The following is a 21,082-nucleotide window of genomic DNA, read 5'->3' as shown; positions in this document are numbered from 1 at the left end:
GGGACGCCCGGCCGGAGCCGGACCGGGACAGCTCAGGACCGCCGCGCCGACCACCGGGCCAGCAGCGCCCGGCCGAGACGCGACAGCAGACCCTGCACGCCACCGGGCGCGGCGATCATGACGACGATCAGGGTGATTCCGAAGATCGCCAGCGGGAGGTTGCCCTCCATCCGCTGCGCCACGGCGGGCGAGAGGGTCAGCATCTCGGTCAAGGAGTGGGTGAGATCGGGCAGGGCGACCAGCAGGACGGCGCCCCACAGCGCGCCGGTGAGGCGGCCGAGACCGCCGATCACCACGGCCATCAGCAGGAACAGCGACAGGGTCAGCGAGAACGCGCCCGGTGAGACGCTCTGCGCCAGCACCGCGAGCAGCGCGCCGCCGAGACCCGCGGTGGCGGCGCTGACCACGAACGCCAGCACCTGGGTACGGGCCACGTGGATGCCGGCGAGACGCGCGGCCACCTCGTCGTCGCGGACCGCCCGGAAGGTGCGCCCGTACCGGCTGCGGATCAGGTTGGCCAGCAGCAGCAGGGCGAGCAGGGTGGCCGCGCCGGTGAGCCAGAGCTGCCACCGCTCGTAGGGGAAGTACGGCCCGAGCGACACCGGCGGCGGCTCCACCGGCACCGACAGCCCCTGCTCACCGTTGAAGACGCCGTCGAAGGTGACGGCCAGCGCCGGCACGACGACAGCCACGGCCAGGGTCACCCCGGCCAGGTAGGGACCGCGCAGCCGCGCCGCCGCGACGCCGACGACCGCACCGACCGCCACCGTGCCGAGCACCGCCGCACCGAGCGAGAGCGGCAGCAGCCAGCCGCCGGTCATCCCCCGGTCGGCGAACGCGTTCTGGCAGAACGCCACCGTGTACGCACCCGTCGCCATCAACGCGCCGTGCCCGAGCGAGAGCTGGCCGTTGAGCCCGGTGAGGACCGTCAACCCGGCGGTGGCGCAGAGGTAGGCCGCCACCGTGGCGAGCTGGAAGTTGCGGAACGGCTCGACGGCGTAACTGACCCCGACCAGCAGCAGCCCGGCGGCGAGCATGATGGCGAGGTGGCGCAGCAGGGTCGAGCCACGCCGCCGGTCGACCGGACGGTCGCCGGCGTCGGCCGGCCGCTGCTTCGGCGGCACGGCCGCCCGGGTGGCGCTCACACCCGCCTCGCCGCGACCGGGGCGAACAGCCCGCCGGGCCGGACCAGCAGCACCGCCAGCAGCAGGACCAGCACCGCCAGCGGCGTGAGGTCACTGCCGGCGTAACCGCTGACGTAGGAGAGCAGCAGACCCACCACCAGACCGCCGACCACCGCCCCGGGTGGACTGTCCAGGCCACCGACCACCGCCGCGGTGAACGCCGAGACGAAGACCAGATCCATGGCGTGCGGGTGCAGGCCCAGCTCGGTGGGGATGACCAGCATGGCGGCCAGCGCGCCCACACCCGAGGCGAGCGCCCAGCCGAGGGTCAGCATGCCGCCGACGTTGACCCCGAGCAGTCGGGACACCTCCGGGGCGAACGCCGCCGCGCGCATCCGCAGCCCGACCGCCGTCCGCGCGAAGATCCAGGCCAACCCGACGACCACCACCCCGATCGTCGCGAACACGAACAGGTCGTACGGCGAGAGCACGGCCAACCCGCCCACCGTGAGAGCGGAGCGGCTGAACGGCGCCTCGGCGGGGCGGAACTCACTGCCGTACACCATGCCCAGGACGGCCTGGATCAGCAGCACCAGCCCGAGCGCGACGATCACCGGGTTGAGCGGCGAGGTGTGGTCGACGTAGCGCATCACCGCCCGGTCGACCAGCGCACCGAGCAGCAGCCCGGCGACGATCGCCACCACGAAGCCCAGCCAGTACGAGCCGGTCTGCGCGGACACGGTGTAGGCGACGTACGCGGCGGCGACGGCCATCGCCCCCTGCGCGAAGTTGACGACCCGTGCCGCCCGCCAGATGAGCACCAGGGCGAGCGCGAACGCGGCGTACACCGCGCCCCGGGAAAGGCCGTCGATGGTGAGAAAGACGAAGCGGTCCAACAGTCCTCCCTCCTGGGGACGAGGTGGTGGTGAGAAAGACGAAGCGGTCCAACAGTCCTCCCTCCTGGGGACGAGGTGGTGGTCAGAAACCGAGGTACGCGTGCCGCAGCTCGACGTCGTCACGCAGCTTGTCGGCCGGAGCGGCGATCACCACCCGGCCGAGGGCCATCACGACGCCCTGGTCGGCGACGGCCAGTGCGCTGCGCACGTTCTGCTCGACCAGCAGCACCGTCAGGCCGGTACGGTCACGCAGTTGCCGGAGCAGGGCCATGGTCCGAGCGACCACCCGCGGCGCCAGCCCGAGTGACGGCTCGTCGAGCAGCAGCAGGCGCGGTCGGGCGACCAGCGCCCGACCGAGCGCGAGCATCTGCCGCTCGCCACCGGAGAGCTGGTGGCCGAGGTGCCGGCGGCGCCGCGCCAGCGGCTCGAAGAGCTCGTAGACCTCGGTGAGCGCACGACCGGCGTCGGCCCGGTCGCGCCGCCACAGCCCGCCGAGCCGCAGGTTCTCGTCGACGGTCAGCTCGTTGATCACGCCCCGGCCCTCCGGCACGTGCGCCATGCCCCGCCGGACGAGCTTCTCCACCGGCGTACCGCGCAGGTCCTCCCCTGCGAGGAGCACCTGCCCGGCGGCCGGGCGGATCATGCCGGACAGCGCGCGCAGCAGGGTGGTCTTGCCGGCGCCGTTGGCACCGACGACCGCGGCGATGGTGCCGGCCGGAACGGTGAGGTCGATGGCCTGCAGCACGGGCGCGGCGCCATAGCCGGCCACCAGACCACGCACCACGAGCAGATCCTGCGCGCTCACGCGGTGCCACCTCCCGTTCGCGACTGCGGGGCTCGCAAACCCGGCTCACTCCTCGCGCTCACCGGTGCCACCTTTCGTTCGCGACTGCGGGGCTCGCAAACCCGGCTCACTCCTCGCGCTCACGCGGCGGCCTCGTCGATGGCGGCGCCGAGGTAGGCGTCGGTGACCGCCGGGTCGTCGCGGATCTCGTCCGGTGTGCCGGCGGCGATCACCCGGCCGAAGTCGAGAACCACGATCTCGTCGCAGACCGCCATCACCAGATCCATGTGGTGTTCCACCAGCAGCACCGCGCAGGGGTCGACGTCCCGTCGGGGAAGCTGCCGGATCAGCTCCGCCAACTCGGTGATGTCGTCGGCACCGAGGCCACCGGCGGGTTCGTCGAGCAGGAGCAGCCGGGGTCGGGCGGCGAGCGCGCGGGCCAGGGCGACCCGCTGCCGTACGGCGAAGGGCAGTGTGGCCGGCGCGGCGCCGGCGTGCCCGGCGATGCCCAGGTCGTCCAGGATGTCCAGCGCGTGCTGGCGCAGCCGCCGCTCGTCGCGGTCGCTGCTGGGCAGGCCGAGCAGCGCCGGCACGAAACCGGCCCGCGCGGTGTGCGAGGCGCCGGTCATGACGTTCTCCAGCACGGTGAGCCCGGCGAAGAGCCCGGTGCCCTGCAGGGTGCGGGCGATGCCGAGGCGCGTCAGCCGGTGCGGCCGTGGCCGCAGGGGCGCGCCGTCGAGGGTGAGCGAACCCGTCTCCGGCGCGACGAAACCGCAGATCACGTTGAACACCGTGGTCTTGCCGGCGCCGTTGGGCCCGATGACGCCCACCACCCGGTTGGGTGACACCCGCAGAGAGACGTCGTCGAGGGCGGTGAGGCCACCGAAACGTACGCCGATGTGGTGCAATGCGAGGCCGCGCTCCATCACCCATCCCTCTGTCGTGGCGGGTGTTATTTACACTCGCAGTGTACGTTTCTCGGGTACCGCGTCAAGACCTTCAATACCTCCCCACCGGCACACGAAGCGGGGCGGCCGCCACCGGCGACCGCCCCGGGTTCGCGGTCAGGAACTGGGGCAGGTGTTGCGGTACTCCTCGATCTGCAGTCCACTCGGGCCGGGGCAGAGGAACGGCTCGTAGCGGGTGTCGTCGTCGACGAACCGCTTGAGCCAGGCCACCATCTGTCGGGCGGTCGGCGTGTTGACCGACTGCGGGAAGAAGTGGCTCGCCCCGTTCAGCTCCAGGTACGCCTTCTCCGCGGAGGACGGAATGCTGTTGTAGAACGGCTCCGAGTGCGACGAGACCGGCGCGACGCTGTCGCTCTCGCCACCGACGATCAGGGTGGGCACCTGCAGCTCGGACCAGCTCTTGTCCGTGTTCCACGGCGCCAGCGGCACCGCGGCCTGCAACGACGGCCGGGAGGACGCCGCCTCCAGGCTTCCGCCGCCGCCCATCGAGTGACCGGCCACCGCGAGCCGGGTGCCGTCGATCCGGGTACGCACCGAGCTGCGCTCGACCAGGTAGTCCAGTGCGGCGAGCAGTTGCCGGCCACGGCTGTCCGGCTGGTCGAACCGGCTGTTGGTCTCGATTCCGATCACCACGAAGCCGTGTGAGGCGAGCCGGGGGCCGAGCCAACTGATGCTGGACCAGGCCGCGGTGTAGCCGGGCGAGATGGCGACGGCGCCGAAGGTGCCCTCGCTGGTGCTGGTCGGGTAGTAGATGACGCCGCCGCCGAAGCCGGTGACGCTCAGCGAGGACACGTTCTGCGAGGCCGTGGCGAACGGGCCGCGACTGGCCTCCAGGATCGCGGTGGTGGGGTTCGGGCCCCGCTCGTACGGGCTCGCCGCCTGCGCGGCGCCGGAGGAGCCGGCGAGGACGCCGCCGGCGACGAGGGTGGCGGCCAGCGCGAGCCGCACGGCTCGGGCTACCACGGAACGGGGACGGGTGGTGGTTGGTGACGACACGTCGGGCACTCCCTAGAGTCGAGGGATATCGACGTGCGTCAGTTTTTTCCTCTTCGCCGGCCCACGCATCGGTGAAATCACCAGTCCCGCCCGCCCAGGTCCTCGCGCGGGGTCGACCCCACGTCCCGCGGCGGTGTTTTGGCCTCCTGACCAGGGGTAGGAATTCCTGGGCCTGCTCGCACACGCTCCATGGAGGGGTTCGTCAGTGGATTCCAGCACGCCCGCCAAGGCGGTCAAGAACGCCGTGAAGACCGCCTCAGAAAAGATCACGGATGCCCTGTCGCCGGACGTCCCCGGCGCGCCCGGCAGTGCCCCGCCGACCGTCGAGGAGCCGACGACGCCGCACGGCCCGTTGCCGCCGAAGGGAGAGCAGGGGGCTCCGCAGACCCGCACGCCGACCGGCGAGGAGACCGGCGCGCCGACGACCGCCAACGGCCAGCAGGGTGCCTTCCTCACGACGTCGCAGGGGGCGCGGCTGCGCGACACGGACCACTCCCTCAAGGCCGGATCACGCGGTCCGACCCTGCTGCAGGACCACCACCTGCGCGAGAAGATCACGCATTTCGACCACGAGCGCATCCCCGAGCGCGTGGTGCACGCCCGCGGCGCCGGGGCGCACGGCGTGTTCACCGCGTACGGCACCGCGGAGCGGGTCACCCGGGCCGGCTTCCTGAGGAAGGGGCGGGAGACGGAGGTCTTCGTACGGTTCTCCACCGTGCTCGGTTCGCGCGGTTCGGCCGACACGGTCCGCGACACCCGCGGCTTCGCGACGAAGTTCTACACCGACGAGGGCACCTTCGACCTCGTCGCCAACAACATGCCGGTCTTCTTCATCCAGGACGCCATCAAGTTCCCCGACATCATCCACGCCGCCAAGCCGCATCCCGACCGCGAGATCCCGCAGGCACAGAGCGCGCACGACACCTTCTGGGACTTCGTCTCCCTGCACACCGAGGCGCAGCACCACGCGATGTGGAACATGTCCGACCGGGGCATCCCCCGGTCGTACCGGACGATGGAGGGCTTCGGCGTCCACACCTTCCGCCTCGTCAACGAGGCGGGCGAGACGACGCTCGTCAAGTTCCACTGGAAGCCCAAGCTGGGCGTGCACTCCCTGACCTGGGAGGAGGCCCAGATGCTCAGCGGCATCGACCCGGACTTCCACCGCCGTGATCTCTACGACGCGATCGAGGCCGGCGCGTACCCCGAGTGGGAACTCGGCATCCAGGTCTTCCCGGACACTCCGGAGGAGACCTTCGCCGGGATCGACCTGCTGGACCCGACGAAGATCGTGCCGGAGGAACTGGCGGCGGTGCAGCCCATCGGGAAGCTGACCCTCCACCGGACGCCGACAAACTTCTTCGCCGAGACCGAGCAGGTCGCCTTCCACCTCGGCCACCTTCCGCCGGGCATCGACGTCACGAACGACCCGCTGCTGCAGGGCCGGTTGTTCTCGTACGTCGACACGCAGCTCACCCGGTTGGGCGGGCCGAACTTCTCCCAGATCCCGATCAACCGCCCGCACGCCCCGGTGAACGACATGCTGCGCGACGGCTTCCACCAGCACGCCGTCCACGCGGGGGTCGCGCCGTACCGGCCGAACTCACTCGACGGTGGCAACCCCTTCCCCGCCGGAGACGGGGAGCAGGCGTTCGTCGACGTGCCGGTGACGGTGGCGCAGGCGCCGAAGGTACGCGCCAACCCGGTCTCGTTCGACGACCACTTCAGCCAGGTCCGCCTGTTCTGGCTGAGCATGTCGCCGGTCGAGCGGGAGCACATCATCCGCGCGTACACCTTCGAGCTGGGCAAGTGCTACCACCAGGCGATCAAGGAACGCCAGCTGCAGTGCCTCGCCAACATCGACCCGGTGCTGTGCGAGCAGGTCGCCGCCGGCCTGGGCCTGCCCGCTCCGCAGCCGACCGTGCCCCTGGCCGACGTCGCGCCGAGCCCGGCGCTGTCGCAGGTCGGCAGGGAGTGGCCCACCGACGGTCGTATGGTCGGGATCGTCGTCGACCCCGACGGCGACCTGGACGGTGTCGACGAGGTCCGGCGGGCGGTGTTCGACGCGGGCATGGTGCCGCTGCTGATCGCCCCGCACGGCGGAATGGTGGGAGGCATGCCGGTGCAGCGGACCTTCGCCACCGGTCGGTCGGTCGAGTTCGACGCGGTGCTGCTGGCCGGAGCGCCGGTGCCCGCGCCGGATGCCATCCCCGCCCGCGACGACAAGGCGGGTAGTCCGAAGGCGGTGACCGTGGATCCTCGCGTGCTGCTCCTCGTCGAGGAGTGCTGGCGGCACGCCAAGACGATCGGCGCCTGGGGCGCCGGCGTCACGGTGCTGGAGCAGGCGGGGGTGGCCGGCACTCCCGGCGTCGTCACGGCCGGCTCCGGCGCCGAAGCGCTGACCTCGGTGCGGCAACTGATGGCCGCGCACCGCGTGTGGGACCGGTTCCCCGCCTCGGTCGCCTGACGCGGCAGCTACACCCCAGGGGCTGTCCTCCGCTCGCGGAGGGCAGCCCCTGGCGTACGACTCACCGTCGCGACCACTTTTGACGATGTCCCGCTGAAGCATCCGGTCGGGGGCCACACTCGACCCATTCCGCCCCGCCGCGACAGCAATTTCCGGCGGGCGGCGCGGGCCTTTGTGTGACCCGGATCATTTCATCCTGCGAACTGATTCCGGTGCCCGAAACCGGCGGCGGTGCGCACCGACGGTCAACCCTCCATTGGCCCATTTCACAATGGTCACGCCATCGCGATGGGATCAGCCGATGTCGGCCAACCGGGGCAGCACCTCGTCGCCGAGCCGCTGGGCGAACTCCACCGGGTGCCGATCAGGCGTCACCTGCACCTCGCTGACGCCGAGCGCGGCGTACTCGGCCACCTCGGCGAGGAACGCGTCGACGTCGGCCAACGGCGACCGGTGCGCCACCACCGTCTTCTCGATGGTGTCGTAGTCGCGGCCCTCGGCGGCGCAGTGCCCCCGCAGCACGTCCAGTTTGCGCGCCACCTCGTCGGCGCCGGCACCCGTGCCGAACAGGTTGCAGGCGTCGGCGTACCGGGCCACCAGCAGCAACGTCTTCTTCTCGCCGCCGCCGCCGATCATGATGGGCGGGTGCGGACGGCTCAACGGCCGGGGCGAGCCGATCGTCTCGGCGAGCTGGTAGTGGCGGCCGTCGAACGGCCCGTTGTCGTCGCTCCACATCTGCAGGCAGATGCGCAGCGTCTCCTCCAGCCGCTCGAAGCGCTCGGCCACCGGCACCACGGGCACGCCGAGGCCGCGCTGCTCCCGCTCGTACCAGGAGGCGCCGATGCCGAGCCGTGCCCGGCCGCCGGAGAGCACGTCGAGCGTGGTCACGGTCTTGGCGAGCAGCCCCGGGTACCGGTACATCACGCCGGTGACCAGCACGCCCAGCGTCATCCGCTGGGTCTTCGCCGCGACGAACCCCAGCGTCGTGTACGCCTCCAGCATCGGCTCCTCGGCGGCGGCCACCGCGTCCATCTGGAAGAAGTGGTCCATCACCGTGAAGGAGGCGACGCCCGCCTGCTCCGCCGTGGTGGCCGCCTCGGCCAGGGTCGGTGCGATCGCGGCCGCCTCGGCCGGGGTCGAGTAACTCCAGTAGTGCAGTCCGAGCTTCATCCTCGCCACCTCCGAGCCGAGCCTAGTGCTCCCCGACGTCACGGGTGGGCTCTGGCGACAGGTGCCCTCCGGCGACTTCCATTACCCGTTCATGACAATCCGTGGATCAGGCGGGGATATCCACCTGACACCTTCTCCTGAGTGATCCGACAGCCGACATCCACCGACTCACGGCCCGCCGAGCGCGAACCCGGTGCGACGCGCGTCCGGTTTCGCCACCGGTACCGGGCAACCGGGGCCGTCCCCACCTCGGGACGGCCGCACCGGGCGGAGTGGGCCGACGCCGCGAAGGGCGTCTGCATCATCCTGGTCGTCCTGTGGCACGTCGTCGTGAAGGACTACCTGCAGATCGACTGGCACATCGGCGTACCGGTGCCGGGCCTGTGGGGGACGGTGGGCGAGCAGTTCCTGCCGCTGCGGATGCCGCTGTTCTTCACCATCTCCGGTGTCTTCGCGGCGAACGCCGTCCAGCGACCCTGGCGGGTCGTCGCCCGCAGCAGGATCGCCGGGTTCCTCTACCTGTACGCGGTCTGGCTGCTGATCCACACCGCGGTCCTCGCCGCGGCCCCGGACTTCCCGACCGACCGCGCCACGTCCGCCCTCGGTCTGCTGGAACAGCTCACCATCACACCCTCCAACCTCTGGTACCTCTACGCCCTGGCGCTCTACTTCACGGTCGCCAAGGTGCTGCGCCGGGCTCCCCGGGTGCTGGTCCTCGTGCCGGCCGCGGCACTGTCCGCCGTCGCCGCCGCCGGCCTGCTCGACACGCCGGGCAACCGCGCCGGCCTGTACCAGAACCTGATCTTCTTCCTCGCCGGCCTGTACCTGCGGCCGCAGATCGAATGGTGGGCGGCGACGGCCACCCGGCGCCGGCTCGTGCTGACCTCGGGCGCCTACGTCCTCGCGCTGGCCGCGATGGCGGCGCTCGGCGCCCAGCGGTGGTTCGGCGTGTGGCCGGCGGTCTCCGTCGTGGCGGTCGCCTTCGGCGTCACGGCGGCCGCCCAGTTGGGCCGGTGGCCCGCCGCCAGCGGTCGGCTCGCCACCCTCGGCCGCATCACGTTGCCGATCTACGTCATCCACATGCCGGTCCTGGCTCTGCTGCACCGGCTGCTCGGGCCCGTCTGCGGGCTGGACCAGGTCGGCCGGGGCCTGCTCGTGCTCGGCTACCCGGTCCTGCTGACCGGACTTGTGATCGGCGTCAGCCTGGCCATCCATCGCGGGTTGCTGGCGGCGCACGCACGCTGGCTGTTCGCCCTCCCCGGCGACCGTCGGACGGCACCTCGCCGGGTGGAGGCGGCCGGATGAGCGCGCTGGCCGAGGCGGTGGTCGACCTCGGGGCGATCGCCAGCAACGTCCGGTCGATCGCGTCGCTCACCGGCACCGAGCTGATGGCGGTGGTGAAGGCGGACGGGTTCGGCCACGGCGCGGTGCCGGTCGCCCGGGCCGCTCTGCGCGCCGGGGCTGGTTGGCTGGGGGTGACCTCGGCGTCCGAGGCGTTGGCCCTGCGCGGCGCCGGCATCACCGCACCCACGCTGAGCTGGTTGCACCGCCCGGACGAGGACTTCGCCACATTGATCAACGCTGGCGTCGACCTCGGCCTGTCGACGACGACCCACCTGCATGCGGTCGTCGACGCGGCCCACCGGCTCGGTGTACCGGCGATGGTGCAGCTCAAGGCCGACACCGGGTTGTCCCGCAACGGAGCCGGCGGCGACGACTGGGTCGAACTTGTCGACTGGGCCCGGAAGTACGAGCGCGAAGGCGGGGTCCGGGTGCGCGGCGTGTGGTCCCACCTGACCGACGCCGACGTACCGGGCACCCCCGGGCTGGCCCGGCAGGTGACGACCTTCGAGGAGGCGTTGCGGTACGCCCGGTCCGCCGGCCTCGACCCCGACCTGGTCCACCTGGCCAATTCGGCGGCCGCGCTGTCGGCACCCCGGACCCGCTTCGACCTCTGCCGGATCGGGCTCGCCCTGTACGGCGTGGACCCGTTCGGCGGGACATCGCCCGACGATTTCGGCCTGCGCCCCGCGATGACGCTGCGCACCACCGTGGTCAACGTGAAGCGGGTGCCGGCCGGCACGGGCGTCTCCTACGGACCGGAGTACGTGACCTCGGCGCCCACCACGCTGGCCCTGCTGCCGCTCGGCTACGCCGACGGCGTGACCCGTGCCGTCGAGGGCCGCGCCGCGGTGTGGCTCGGCGGCCGGCGCTGCCCGATCGTCGGGCGCATCGCCATGGACCAGTGCGTGGTCGACGCCGGCGACCTTCCCGTGGCGATCGGCGACCCGGTCGTGCTGTTCGGCCCGGAAGGGGGCGACCCGGCCCAACCGACGGTCGCCGAGTGGGCCCGCTGGGCCGGCACCAACCCGCACGAGATCTTGACCGGTATCGGGCCCCGGGTGGCCCGCGACCACCTTCACGAAAGGGCGGACGTTTCATGACAACCCGACTGGCAGTGCTGTACGGCGGGCAGAGCGGCGAGCACGAGGTGTCCCGCCGCTCGGCGTCGAGCATCCTCGCCGGGCTGGACCGCGACCGGTACCAGGTCACCGAGGTGCTCATCGGCCGGGACGGCCAGTGGTACGTCGACGGCCGCCCGAGCCCACTCCCCCAGGCGCTGCGCGTGCTGCGCGCCCAGGACGTGGTGTTCCCGGCCCTGCACGGCCCGTACGGCGAGGACGGCACCGTGGCGTCGCTGCTGGAGTGGCTCGGTGTGCCGTACGTCGGCAACGGCGTCTTCGCCAGCGCGGCCGGCATGGACAAGGGCGTCACCAAGAGGCTCCTCGCCGCGGACGGCCTGCGGGTCAGCCCCGGGGTGACCCTGCGGACGGGTGAGGACCTGTCCCCGTCCGACCAGCAACGACTGGGCCTGCCGGTCTTCGTCAAGCCGGCCCGGGCCGGCTCCAGCCTGGGCGTCGTCAAGGTGACCGACTGGGAGCGACTTCCGGCGGCGCTGGAGCAGGCCCGCGAGGTCGACCCGAAGGTGCTGGTCGAGCAGGGGGCGCGCGGACGGGAGATCGACGTGGCCGTCCTCCAGCATCCCGACGGCCGGGTGCAGGCCGGCCCGCCCCTGGAGATCCGGGTGAACGGCGCGGGCTTCTTCGACTACGACGCCAAGTACGACGGCGGGGCCGTCTTCCAGATCCCCGCCCCGCTGGACCAGGCCACCACCGAGGTGCTCCAGGACCGGGCGGTCCGCGCCTTCCACGCCCTCGACTGCCGCGGGCTGCTCCGGGTCGACTTCTTCCTGCCCACGGAGGGGTCAGCCGAGCCCATCGTGAACGAGGTCAACACCTTCCCCGGGTTCACCGTCGCGTCGCAGTTCCCCCAGATCTGGCGGCAGGCCGGGGTCGCGTTCGGCGACCTGCTCGACATCCTGATCTCCGGCGCGCTGGCCGATAAGAGCCGGTCTCCCGGCGGGTTGCCCCGGCCGGCGCGGGCGGTCGACCTGGTGTGAACGCCCGCCCGCCCCGGTCACCTGACGACCGGACAGAACCGGGGCGGGCGGGCGCCGTCAGGCCCGGCGAGGGTGATCGGGGGGAAGCTGTCCGCCAGGCCGGCGAGCGCCGCGGCGCTCGCCGCCGTGCAGACGATCTGGTCGGCCGCGGCGCCCGACAACGACAGCACGGGACCCGTCATCGTCACCGTGAGGCCGGGTCGGCCGGGGACCGCCGTCACCGGGCCGGCCGGGACGAGGCCGGTGGGCACCTCGCTGGTGAGCCCCTGGCTCAGGTCGGACTCGTCCGGACCCGCGGCCAGCATCGCGAGCGTCTCCTCCGGCGAGGCGGGCTCCTTGCTCGGGTGGATGACCAGCGCCAGTTCTCCGTGCGACAGCAGGTAGAGCCGGACGCCCACCGAGGGGCCAGCCATCGCGGGGCGGCCGGTGATGACGCCGCTGGGCCGGACTCCGCAGCCCGCCAGGAGCAACGTGAGCAGGAGCCCGCCGGCGAGCAGCGCCCGGGCCACAGGGCGGCCGGTCACCGCACGCCTCCCGTGTTCGCCGTGTCCGCCGCCACCCGGGGCAGGCGGAGTGTGAACACCGCGCCGCCGGTCGGGGCGTTGCTCGCCACGAGACTGCCCGCCTGCCCGGCGTGGCGGTGCAGTCGGGCGTTCTCCCACGCGATGGCGAGACCCAGACCGCTGCCCTCGGAGCGGGTCCGCGCGGTGTCCGCCTTGTAGAAGCGGTCGAAGACGTGCGGCAGCACCTCCGGGTCCAGCCCCGGCCCCTGGTCGCGGACCTCGATGGTGATCCAGTCCGGTTCGGCGTGCAGGCGCACGGACACCGGCTCGGTGCCGTGCCGGAAGGCGTTACCGACGAGGTTGGCGACGATGACGTCCAGCCGGCGGGGGTCCAGGCGGGCGACGACCCCGGGCGGCAGCTCCGCCCGTACGCGATCGGTCCAGCCGCGGATCCGCAGAGTGGCGGTGACCGCCGCGGCCACGTCGACGTCGTCGAGGGCGAGCCGCGCCGTGCCGGAGTCGAACCTGCTGACCTCGATGAGGTCGTTGACCAGCTGGGTGAGGCTCTGCGTCTCCTGACTGACGAGCCGGGCGGCCTTGCCGGCATCCCCCGGCAGCCGGTCGGCCTCCTCGTCCAGCACGTCGGTGACCGCCGTCATCGCGGCCAACGGCGTACGGAGTTCGTGCGACACGTCGGCCACGAAGCGCCGGGCGTCGGCCTCCATCCGGCGCAGTTCGCCGACCTGCCGCTCCACCGTCCCCGCGGTGTCGTTGAAGGTCCGCGCCACGTCGGCCAGTTCGTCGGCGCCCCGGACGACCAGCCGGGTGGTCAGGTCACCCTCGCCGAGCCGTCGCGCCGCCCGGCCCAGCTCGCGTACCGGCCGTAGCACGCCCCGGGCGGCCAGCAGTGCCAGCAGGACGGCGAGGACCAGGGAGAGCCCGCCGGTCAACCACGCCAGGGTGGCGAGCCGGTCGATGCTCTGCTGTTCGGAGGCGAGGCTGCGCACCGCGTAGACCTCCAGCCCGGACGGCAGGACCGCGCCGTCGGGTCGGTCGAGTTTCAGCTGGGTGCCGATGAGCAGCACGGGTTCACCGTCGCGCGACACGCGTTGCCAGGCGATGAGGCCACTCTCGACCGCCTGCCGCAGTTCCGGGGTGAGGGGCTCGGGGACCTGGGCACCCTGCGCCCGCATGTCGTGGTAGATGACCACGGCGTAGCCCTCCCGGTCGGAGAGGCGATGGGCCAGGTCGTCCAGCTCGTTCTGGGTCGGCGGGAGCTGGCGGATCGGGTAGACCTTCGTGAGTTGGTCGGTCAGCGACGCCACCGCGGCGTCCTGCGCCTGCTGGAGGATGACCGTGCGGGCCTGGAAGTAGCTTCCGCTGGCCACCACCGCGGTGGTGGTCACGCCCAGCAGCGCGAAGGCCAGCAGCAGGCGGACCCGCAGGCCCGAGGCGTGGCCGCCGGCCCAGCGCCACAGTGTCACAGCGGCCCGAACCGGTATCCGAAACCGCGCACCGTCTGGATGAACACCGGTGCCGACGAGTCGTCCTCGATCTTGGCACGCAGTCGCTGCACGCAGGCGTCCACCAGCCGCGAGTCGCCCAGGTAGCCGTGCTCCCACACGGCCGACAGCAACTGCTGCCGGCTCAGCACCTGCCCCGGCGTGTGCGAGAGTTCGAGCAGCAGACGCAGCTCCGTCGGGGCGAGGCTGACCGGCTGCCCGCCCTTGCTGACCACCAGCGCGGCACGGTCGATGGTCAGAGCACCGTGCTGTTCCACGCCGGACCGGTCGCCGCCGGTACGTCGGGACTCACCAGCGGTGCGTCGCAGCACCGCGCGGATGCGCGCCTCGAGCACCCGGGCCTGCACCGGCTTGACCACGTAGTCGTCGGCGCCGGCCTCCAGGCCCGCCACCACGTCCATGTCGTCGTTGCGGGCGGTCAGCATGATGATCGGCAGGTCGCCGAGCTGGCGGATCCGGCGACAGACCTCGAACCCGTCCATCCCGGGCAGCATCAGGTCGAGGATCACGACGTCGGACGAAGCCCTCCGCAGCCGTTCCAGCCCCTGCTCACCGGTGGCCACCGCATCGACCGTGTGGCCCTGTCGCGTCAGCGCCAGCTGGAGCCCGTCGCGCACCGTCTGGTGATCTTCGATCAGCAGGACCTGGGACATGTCACCAAGTATCGCATCATGAATAGATTTAGCCTTTTGTCGATGTCCGGATGTGGGGGGTATCAGCGCCAGGCTGTCGTGCCGTCCCGAATGGTCGCCGCCGGCCGCGGCGCACGCTGCCGTACCCGTCGCGGGCCGGCGAAGTCCGCCGAACGCACCAGGAACACCACCGATACCACCGACAGCACCGTCAACCCGGATGCCGCCACGATGGCGACGAGCGTCCCCCGCTGCACGGATGCTGCCAGACCCGGCCCGGCCACCAGAAGCGCCCAGAGCAGCACGACCAGTCCCACCGCCCCCTCCGTCAGCCGGCGCCACGCGGCGCCGCTGTCCGTCCCGGCGTGTGGGCCGGCGCCCGCGCCCGGATCGGCGTCACCACGCCAGCCCGCCAAGGCGGCCGCGGCCAGGCAGAACAGCGCCACACTCAGCAGGACGCCGCCGAGCGTGTCGCTGAACCGGTGCCAGCCGGCGATCATGGTGGCAGAGGCGATCACCGAGACTCCCACCGCGCCCGGTACCGCCAGCCACCGGCGCGCCCACCCGGGCAGGACCAGCATGAAGGCGAGCAGCAGCGCCGTCGCCGCCGCCACATGACCGCTGGGAAAGCTGTTGTGGGTGGTGGAGCTCCCGATCGGGAAATCCGAACGAGGAAGCACCGATTTCACCGCGCCGGCCGCCACCACCGCGCAGACGACCATGCCGACGCCCACGAGGCCGGCCAGCAGCCGCCGGTTGAGCAGACCCACCAGCAGCACCGCGCCGAGCAGGACGGCCAGGAGCGTGGGGCTGCCGAAGGCGGCCAGCACGGTCTTGGACGGACCCACCAGGACGGTCTGCTGCTCGTAGCCCCCACCCCGCTCGGCGCGCGGCAGGAGCAGGCCGTCCAGCCACTGGCCGGGGTAGGTCCGCACGAACACGGCACAGGTGAGACCCAGGGCGAGCAGGAAGGCGAGGGCCGCACCGAGCAGGAGTCGGCCGAGGGACGCGGCCGAAGGCACGGGTGACAGCGGCCGCGCCGACCGCGGGTCGGGTGCCGGCCCGAGGTGGTACGACGATCCGAGGGACATGCCGACCATGCTCGGCCCGCCAGATCCGGGCACCGTCCGCGGATTGTCTTGGTTCTGTCACAACTTCCGCTGGCTTGCGGAAAGCCGGACGCCGAGCAGCGGTTGTCGGGGTGTGCCGCTGCCGGGACCTCCGCCCGCCCCACCCTCGCCCGGAACGGAGAAACGGCTGGTCGTGGGACTGCGGCCGCCGGCACGACACGTCGATCACCATAAATTGCCCGGCAAGCCGACGAAGCCGACTCGAGCGGCCTACGCGGCGTGAACGGTCATTCACATGCTTGCATGCAACTATGTTTTACCCGCCCGAGACGAGCCACCACTAAGGTCAGGGCACTGATTGACCGACGTTTCTGTCGGCAGTGCGAAAAACCATCCGGAGTGCAGTGGGGAACCGGAAGGGGTTGGGGAAAAATGCAGGGGATTCCGGCCGCCTCCTTGGTCATCGGCATCGCGTCCTCGCCGGCCGAACGCCGACAGTTGGCGCGGCTGCTCGGCGGCAGTGACGCCTTCCTGATCGTCTCGAGCGTCGAGCAGGCACGGGAGTTTCTCGGGGTGGTCGAGATGCCTCCCGTCACCTCGGCGGGTCCCCCCGCCCAGGCGGTGATCGTCGAGGCGGCACAGAGCACGCACTCGCCGCCACCACCCGATCTGACCGTCGATTCCGACCGCAGGGTGCTGCGGTGGCGCGACAAGGAGATCGACCTGACCCGACTGGAGCACGACGTCCTGCTCTGCCTGGTCGACGCACCCGGCCAGGTCTGGACCTACGAGCGGCTGCACCTCGAGGTCTGGGGCAACCGGCACCTGGGCCGCGGCTCCGACATGCACTCCGTGATCCGGCGGGTACGCCGCAAACTCGCCCGGCTGAACGCCGCGGCGACGATCCACGCGGTCCGCGGGGTCGGCTTCCGCCTCGCGTCCGTCTGACCGCCGCCGGGGCCCACCACCGCCGGAGACGGCCCGGCCCGCCTGGTCGGTGACCAGGCGGGCCGGATCTGTGGTGCTAGCGCTCAGGCGTCAGCACCGGATGGGGGACAACCCGAAGTCCTCCACGGTGGGCGTGGCGGTGCTGATCTTCGTCTGACGGGTCTGCGGCTTCCAGCCGTCCTTGGCGACGATCATCGTGAGCGGGTTGTTCCGACGGTCCACCCAGTAGGCGTACCTGCCCTGGGCATCGGTGGCGAAGGTCCACGACATCGCCCACGAGTCGACCTGGACCACCGCGCCGGCGATCGGCGAGGTCGCACCCTGGCAACTGGTCCCGGTCACCGTGCCCAGCAACTTGCCCCAGGTCTTCGGAGGCGTCGCGGTCATGGTCACCGCCACCGGAGCCACCGCGTACGGGGTGTTCTCCTTGATCGCGACCGAGCCCGAGTAGGTGCCCGGCTGGTCGACGTTCGCCGTCACGCCGACGGTGACCGTGACCTTCTCACCCGGCGCGAGGGTGACCGCCGACTTGTCGATCGTCATCCAGCTGACGTCGGCCGCCGCCTCGGCACAGCCCTCGAACCCGGGCAGCACCTCGCTGTCCGGAGCCGCGTTGAAGCTGCCGGACGAGCCACCGATCTTGTAGAAGCCGCACGCCGCGCCACCGCGGTACCGCGCGGTGTTGGCGTTCGGCAGGTTGGACCACGAGCTGGTGGCCGGGTCGTAGGCGAAGCCCGCGTTGCTGATGGCCCCACCCTGCGACCCACCGACGACGAGGAGCTTGCCGCTGGCGACAGCGAACGAGCTGGCCCAGTTGTCGGCCGGCGCGTCGGCGATGGCGGTCCAGGTGTTGGCACCCGGGTCGAAGGAGTAGCTGGACTTCTGCGAGGCGGCACCGTCGTTACCGCCGGTGCAGTAGATCGCGCCGTCGATCCCTCCGCAGGAGGCGAAGGCCACCGACTTCGGGTAGTTCGCCAGCGTCTCCCAGCTGTTGCTGGCCGGGTCGTACCGGACCACGCTGTTCGACATCGGCGTGCAGGCTGCGGTGGTGCAGCCGCCGATGGCGTACAGCTTGCCGTCGACGACCGCCTGCGCGGCCGCGGCGCGCGGCGCCGGGTTGTCGGCCAGCTCCGTCCAGGCGTTGGCCGCCGGGTCGTACGACCAGGTGGCGGAGTCGGGGCCGCCGTCGGCCCAGCCGCCGGTCGCGATGATCTTTCCGTCCACGACGCCCACGGTCAGGGCGTTGCGGGCACCGGGAAGGTCGGCGATCGACGCCCAGGTCTGCGCGACCGGGTCGTAGGCGTAGTTCTTCGAGGTGGAGGCGCTCCCGTCGCCGCCGCCGATCGAGTAGACCTTGCCGTCCAGGTTCACCACCCGGTTGTCCATGATGTTGGCCGGGTAGTCGGTGATGTCCGTCCACGGCGCGGCCTGCGGGCCGACCGCGGCGGGGGTCGCCATCGCCGCCTTGCCGGACGCCTTGGCGGCGAACGACGTCGGCACGGTGAGCCGCTGCTCCGGCGCGCCGCTGGCGCCGAGCACCTGCTGCCTGGTCGTCCGGGACCCGTCGGCCCGGAGGATCTCGAACCCGTTGTCGCGCTCACTGAACTCGACCTCGACCGGCGCCCCGCCGGTGTTGGTCACCGTGAACGTCCTGCTGGCCTTGCCGGTGGGCATCTGGACGGTCGCGCTCAGCTGGGTCGGCGTCACCGACAGCCGGCCGGCCGCGAGCTGGAAGTTCGCGGTGGTCGCCCAGTCCGCCTGGACGTCGACCTGCTTGCTCTGGCTGACGTAGTTGCCGGCCTTCGCGGTGAACGGGTGCGTGTCGGTCAGCGTCGAGAACATCCAGTAGAAGCCGTCGGCCAGCCCCGGGTCGTCCGGGGTCGCCACGGTGACAGCCTTCTCGGCGGGCCGGTCGTCGCTGGTGACGGTGGCACCGTTGATGTAGCTGTTGTCGTTCTTGTCGCGGACGTTGCCGACGACCAGGCCGCCGTCGACCGGGACGCAGGTGACCTGGCTGCCGATCAGGACGTTGTCGACCTCCCACCACCACTCGTACGAGGCGTCGAAGTAGTGGAACCGCACCTGGACCTGCGCCTTGCCGGCCGCCTGCGGGATCGGGATCTCGGTCACCTTCGGCCCCCGGACGTCCGTCTCCTGCCGGAGCACGTTCGTCCAGGTGGCGCCACCGTCGATGCTCAGATCCACATCGGCGGTGTCGTCGGCCAGCTGGTTGAAGTCCTGGTTGAACCGGATGACCGGAGCCGTGACGGCGGTCAGGTTGACCACCGGGCTGACCAGGGAGGTGTCCTGCCTGCCGCCGGCACCGTACGCGTCGCTGTCGATCACCGCGAAGTTGCCGTTGCCGCCGGTCAGGTTGCCCCGGCTGCCGTCGTCGGTGAACTTCCAGACCTGACCGCTGCCCGCGTTGTCCACCACGGACCAGCCGGCCGGCACCGTGGTGCCGTCGAAGGTCTCGTACTCACCGTCGGAGCCGAACGTGTAGCCGGGCGCCGTGGTGCAGGTGGTGGTGTTCACCGGCACCGCGACGTTGGCGGTGACGTTGCCCGAGCCGACCACGACCTCCTTGGTGACGGTCTGGTAGCCCGGGTACTGCGACTCGTACCTGAGGGTGTACGTCTGGCCGGCCGGCAGCTTGATGCTGTAGCGGCCGTTGGCCGGTGCGGTGTAGTCGTAGACGCCCGACACACCCTGCACGGTCACCTTCGCGTACAGCGGCCAGCCGTGGCCGGAGCCGTCGGTGACCGCTCCGGTGACGTTGACGCTCGCCACGGCCGTCAGCGCCACGTTGAGCGTCGTGGTCGCGCCGTCGGCGATCGTCGCCGGCTTCGTCGTGCCGGCGTAACCGAACGCGGCCACGGCGACCTGGTAGTCACCGACCGGCAGCGTCGTCGAGTATTTGCCGTCGGGCCCGGTGCTCAGCTCGCGAGCGGCCGGGCCGGTGAGGGTCAGGGTCGCACCGGCGATCGGGGCGCCGGTGGCCGCATCGGTGACCGTGCCGGCGAGGGTGCCGGTGTCGCCGGTCGGAGCGGCGTTGAGCAGCGCGAGGGCGTCCAGCCGGCCTTCGCCGTAGACGTTGTTGTCCGCCGGGGTGCCACCGCACTGGTCGTCGGCCTTGTCGACGGCGGCGCCGTTGAGCAGTGCACGGGTGGCGTTGATGTCACCGACCAGCGACGGGGCCGCCGAGTACAGCAGCGCGATCGTGCCCGCGAGGTGCGGGGCGGCCATGGAGGTGCCGCTGGCGCTGCCGTAGCCGTTGCCCGGGAGGCTCGACCGGACGTTCACGCCGGGTGCCGAGATGTTGGGCTTGATCTCACCGTTCTGCCCGACACCCCGACCCGAGAAGCCGGCCACGTTGTTGTTGATGTCGTACGCGCCGCTCGAGTAGTTGCTGGCCAGGCTGCCCGGTGAACCACTGGTCTGGCATGCCGGCCCGCTGTTGCCGTTGGACCAGACGCCGAAGATCCCCGACGCGGCCCAGGCCAGCGTCACGTCCTCCATGAAGGGCTCGTTGGAGGGGTTCTCGCTCCCCCACGAGTTGTTGATGATGTTCGGCCGCTTGCTGGCATCCGGGTTCTGGCCGTTGAGGTCCACCGGCTCCAGCATCCACTGGCCGGAGGTGATCAGGGCGGCGTCGCTGGGGCAGCAGCCGTTCGCCGCGATCCACGTGACCCCGGGTGCGACACCGATCTGGTTCGCACCGTCGGAGCCGGCCATGGTGCCCATCGTGTGCGTACCGTGGCCGTTGTTGTCGCAGGGCGCGGTCGCGCAGGTCCCGGCGGCGTCGAACCAGTTGTAGTTGTGGTCGAACGTGCCGTCGCCGTTGTTGCCGCGGTAGGAGTTGACCAGCGCGGGGTGGTCGAACTGGACCCCGGTGTCGATGTTCGCGATGGTGATGCCCTCGCCGGTGGCGCCGTACTGGGACCAGACGTCGTCGGCGTTGATGTTGGCGATGCCCCACTCGAGGGAGTTCACCGTCTTCTCGTCGGTGCCCTTGGCGGTCTCGGGCACCTTGTAGGCGACCGGTGCGTACAGGCCCTCGACCTCGGCGTGGCCGGCGAACTTCTGGGCCATCGCCAGGGAGCCGCTGCTCACCTTGATGGCGTTGGTGGCCCAGAAGGTCTGGTACTTGGCGCCCGAACCGTCGAGCTCGGCGCGGATCTTGGCCTGACTCTCGGCGGCGGTCCTGCGCAGCGTGTCCGCAACCGCGGCGCCGCGCTCGGCCCAGTCCTTGATCGCACTGGCCTTGCTCAGATCCGCCCGGTCCGCGAACCGGATCCAGAAGTCCCCTTCGCTCTTGGCCTGGAACTGCTTCGCGAGCTCCGGTCGGATCTTGTCCCCGGCAGGGGCGCCCGCCCCCATCCCGCCGCCGGGCGCGGCCTGCGCGCCCGAGCCGATACTGGCCAGGCATGTCGCGGCGAGGATCATCGCCGCGCCGGCGCTCACCAGTGATCTGGCTGTGCGCCGCCATTGTGGACGTCTGAACATCGGTGCTGCCTCCCTCAGAACGACCCAGGGTGAAT

Annotated in this window: 16 protein-coding genes; 5 read left to right on the top strand and 11 right to left on the bottom strand. The window is 71.5% G+C overall.

Going from position 1 to position 21,082, the window contains the following annotated elements; translation table 11 throughout:
* Nucleotides 1–32 precede the first annotated feature (32 nt).
* The 5 genes from M8C17_RS05655 to M8C17_RS05635 all read right to left on the bottom strand — a co-directional run bounded on the left by M8C17_RS05655 (nucleotide 33) and on the right by M8C17_RS05635 (nucleotide 4,768).
* Nucleotides 33–1,145 (bottom strand): branched-chain amino acid ABC transporter permease, encoded by a 1,113-nt coding sequence (locus tag M8C17_RS05655; protein ID WP_252415313.1) that lies wholly within the window; start codon nucleotides 1,143–1,145, stop codon nucleotides 33–35.
* Nucleotides 1,142–2,020, bottom strand: a complete 879-nt coding sequence (locus M8C17_RS05650; protein ID WP_252415312.1) for a branched-chain amino acid ABC transporter permease — start codon at nucleotides 2,018–2,020, stop codon at nucleotides 1,142–1,144. The genes M8C17_RS05655 and M8C17_RS05650 overlap by 4 nt, the downstream gene beginning before the upstream one ends.
* Before the next feature lie 82 nt (nucleotides 2,021–2,102).
* On the bottom strand, nucleotides 2,103–2,825 hold the full coding sequence (locus M8C17_RS05645) for an ABC transporter ATP-binding protein (protein WP_252415311.1): 723 nt from the start codon (nucleotides 2,823–2,825) through the stop codon (nucleotides 2,103–2,105).
* Between the two features lie 119 nt (nucleotides 2,826–2,944).
* Nucleotides 2,945–3,730 carry an ABC transporter ATP-binding protein gene (locus M8C17_RS05640; protein WP_252415310.1) on the bottom strand — a complete coding sequence of 262 codons (786 nt, stop codon included), beginning with the start codon at nucleotides 3,728–3,730 and terminating at the stop codon, nucleotides 2,945–2,947.
* Between the two features lie 138 nt (nucleotides 3,731–3,868).
* Complete coding sequence (locus tag M8C17_RS05635; protein ID WP_252415309.1) at nucleotides 3,869–4,768, bottom strand: alpha/beta hydrolase; 900 nt, start codon at nucleotides 4,766–4,768, stop codon at nucleotides 3,869–3,871.
* A gap of 205 nt (nucleotides 4,769–4,973) precedes the next feature.
* Here M8C17_RS05635 and M8C17_RS05630 point away from each other — a divergent pair, with 205 nt between their 5' ends.
* Nucleotides 4,974–7,235, top strand: a complete 2,262-nt coding sequence (locus M8C17_RS05630) for a catalase (protein WP_252415308.1) — start codon at nucleotides 4,974–4,976, stop codon at nucleotides 7,233–7,235.
* A gap of 294 nt (nucleotides 7,236–7,529) precedes the next feature.
* Here the strand turns inward: M8C17_RS05630 and M8C17_RS05625 are convergent, their stop codons facing one another.
* Complete coding sequence (locus M8C17_RS05625; RefSeq protein WP_252415307.1) at nucleotides 7,530–8,405, bottom strand: LLM class F420-dependent oxidoreductase; 876 nt, start codon at nucleotides 8,403–8,405, stop codon at nucleotides 7,530–7,532.
* A 141-nt stretch (nucleotides 8,406–8,546) separates the two neighbouring features.
* Here M8C17_RS05625 and M8C17_RS05620 point away from each other — a divergent pair, with 141 nt between their 5' ends.
* The 3 genes from M8C17_RS05620 to M8C17_RS05610 are packed head-to-tail and all read left to right on the top strand — an operon-like array spanning nucleotide 8,547 to nucleotide 11,865.
* Entirely contained in the window at nucleotides 8,547–9,710 is a 1,164-nt protein-coding gene (locus tag M8C17_RS05620; RefSeq protein ID WP_252415306.1) for an acyltransferase, read from the top strand.
* A complete protein-coding gene (alr, locus tag M8C17_RS05615) occupies nucleotides 9,707–10,849 on the top strand; it encodes an alanine racemase (protein ID WP_252415305.1) in 1,143 nt (380 codons plus the stop codon). The genes M8C17_RS05620 and alr overlap by 4 nt, the downstream gene beginning before the upstream one ends.
* Complete coding sequence (locus M8C17_RS05610; RefSeq protein WP_252415304.1) at nucleotides 10,846–11,865, top strand: D-alanine--D-alanine ligase family protein; 1,020 nt, start codon at nucleotides 10,846–10,848, stop codon at nucleotides 11,863–11,865. Before alr ends, M8C17_RS05610 begins: the two co-directional genes overlap by 4 nt.
* A gap of 17 nt (nucleotides 11,866–11,882) precedes the next feature.
* On the opposite strand, the gene M8C17_RS05605 is transcribed toward M8C17_RS05610, so the two are convergent.
* The 4 genes from M8C17_RS05605 to M8C17_RS05590 all read right to left on the bottom strand — a co-directional run bounded on the left by M8C17_RS05605 (nucleotide 11,883) and on the right by M8C17_RS05590 (nucleotide 15,614).
* On the bottom strand, nucleotides 11,883–12,389 hold the full coding sequence (locus tag M8C17_RS05605; protein WP_252415303.1) for a hypothetical protein: 507 nt from the start codon (nucleotides 12,387–12,389) through the stop codon (nucleotides 11,883–11,885).
* A complete protein-coding gene (locus M8C17_RS05600) occupies nucleotides 12,386–13,852 on the bottom strand; it encodes a HAMP domain-containing sensor histidine kinase (RefSeq protein WP_252415302.1) in 1,467 nt (488 codons plus the stop codon). The genes M8C17_RS05605 and M8C17_RS05600 overlap by 4 nt, the downstream gene beginning before the upstream one ends.
* A complete protein-coding gene (locus M8C17_RS05595; protein ID WP_252415301.1) occupies nucleotides 13,849–14,544 on the bottom strand; it encodes a response regulator transcription factor in 696 nt (231 codons plus the stop codon). Before M8C17_RS05595 ends, M8C17_RS05600 begins: the two co-directional genes overlap by 4 nt.
* 62 nt (nucleotides 14,545–14,606) lie before the next feature.
* Nucleotides 14,607–15,614, bottom strand: coding sequence for a phosphatase PAP2 family protein (locus M8C17_RS05590; RefSeq protein ID WP_252415300.1), 1,008 nt, complete (start codon nucleotides 15,612–15,614; stop codon nucleotides 14,607–14,609).
* A gap of 411 nt (nucleotides 15,615–16,025) precedes the next feature.
* Here M8C17_RS05590 and M8C17_RS05585 point away from each other — a divergent pair, with 411 nt between their 5' ends.
* Complete coding sequence (locus M8C17_RS05585; RefSeq protein ID WP_252415299.1) at nucleotides 16,026–16,541, top strand: winged helix-turn-helix domain-containing protein; 516 nt, start codon at nucleotides 16,026–16,028, stop codon at nucleotides 16,539–16,541.
* Nucleotides 16,542–16,631: 90 nt separating this feature from the next.
* On the opposite strand, the gene M8C17_RS05580 is transcribed toward M8C17_RS05585, so the two are convergent.
* Nucleotides 16,632–21,005, bottom strand: coding sequence for a S8 family serine peptidase (locus tag M8C17_RS05580; RefSeq protein ID WP_252415298.1), 4,374 nt, complete (start codon nucleotides 21,003–21,005; stop codon nucleotides 16,632–16,634).
* Between the last annotated feature and the right edge of the window lie 77 nt (nucleotides 21,006–21,082).

The sequence above is a fragment of the Micromonospora sp. RHAY321 genome, assembly GCF_023896955.1.
Classification (GTDB): Bacteria; Actinomycetota; Actinomycetes; order Mycobacteriales; family Micromonosporaceae; genus Micromonospora.
The sequence above is the reverse complement of the archived record's forward strand: the minus strand, read 5'-3'. Positions and strand labels throughout refer to the sequence as shown.

Coding starts and splice junctions, on each gene's coding strand:
- M8C17_RS05640 (WP_252415310.1), bottom strand. CDS start 3,730: ATGGAGCGCGGCCTCGCATTGCACCACATCGGCGTACGTTTCGGTGGC.
- M8C17_RS05625 (WP_252415307.1), bottom strand. CDS start 8,405: ATGAAGCTCGGACTGCACTACTGGAGTTACTCGACCCCGGCCGAGGCG.
- alr (WP_252415305.1), top strand. CDS start 9,707: ATGAGCGCGCTGGCCGAGGCGGTGGTCGACCTCGGGGCGATCGCCAGC.
- M8C17_RS05610 (WP_252415304.1), top strand. CDS start 10,846: ATGACAACCCGACTGGCAGTGCTGTACGGCGGGCAGAGCGGCGAGCAC.
- M8C17_RS05595 (WP_252415301.1), bottom strand. CDS start 14,544: ATGTCCCAGGTCCTGCTGATCGAAGATCACCAGACGGTGCGCGACGGG.
- M8C17_RS05590 (WP_252415300.1), bottom strand. CDS start 15,614: ATGTCCCTCGGATCGTCGTACCACCTCGGGCCGGCACCCGACCCGCGG.
- M8C17_RS05585 (WP_252415299.1), top strand. CDS start 16,026: ATGCAGGGGATTCCGGCCGCCTCCTTGGTCATCGGCATCGCGTCCTCG.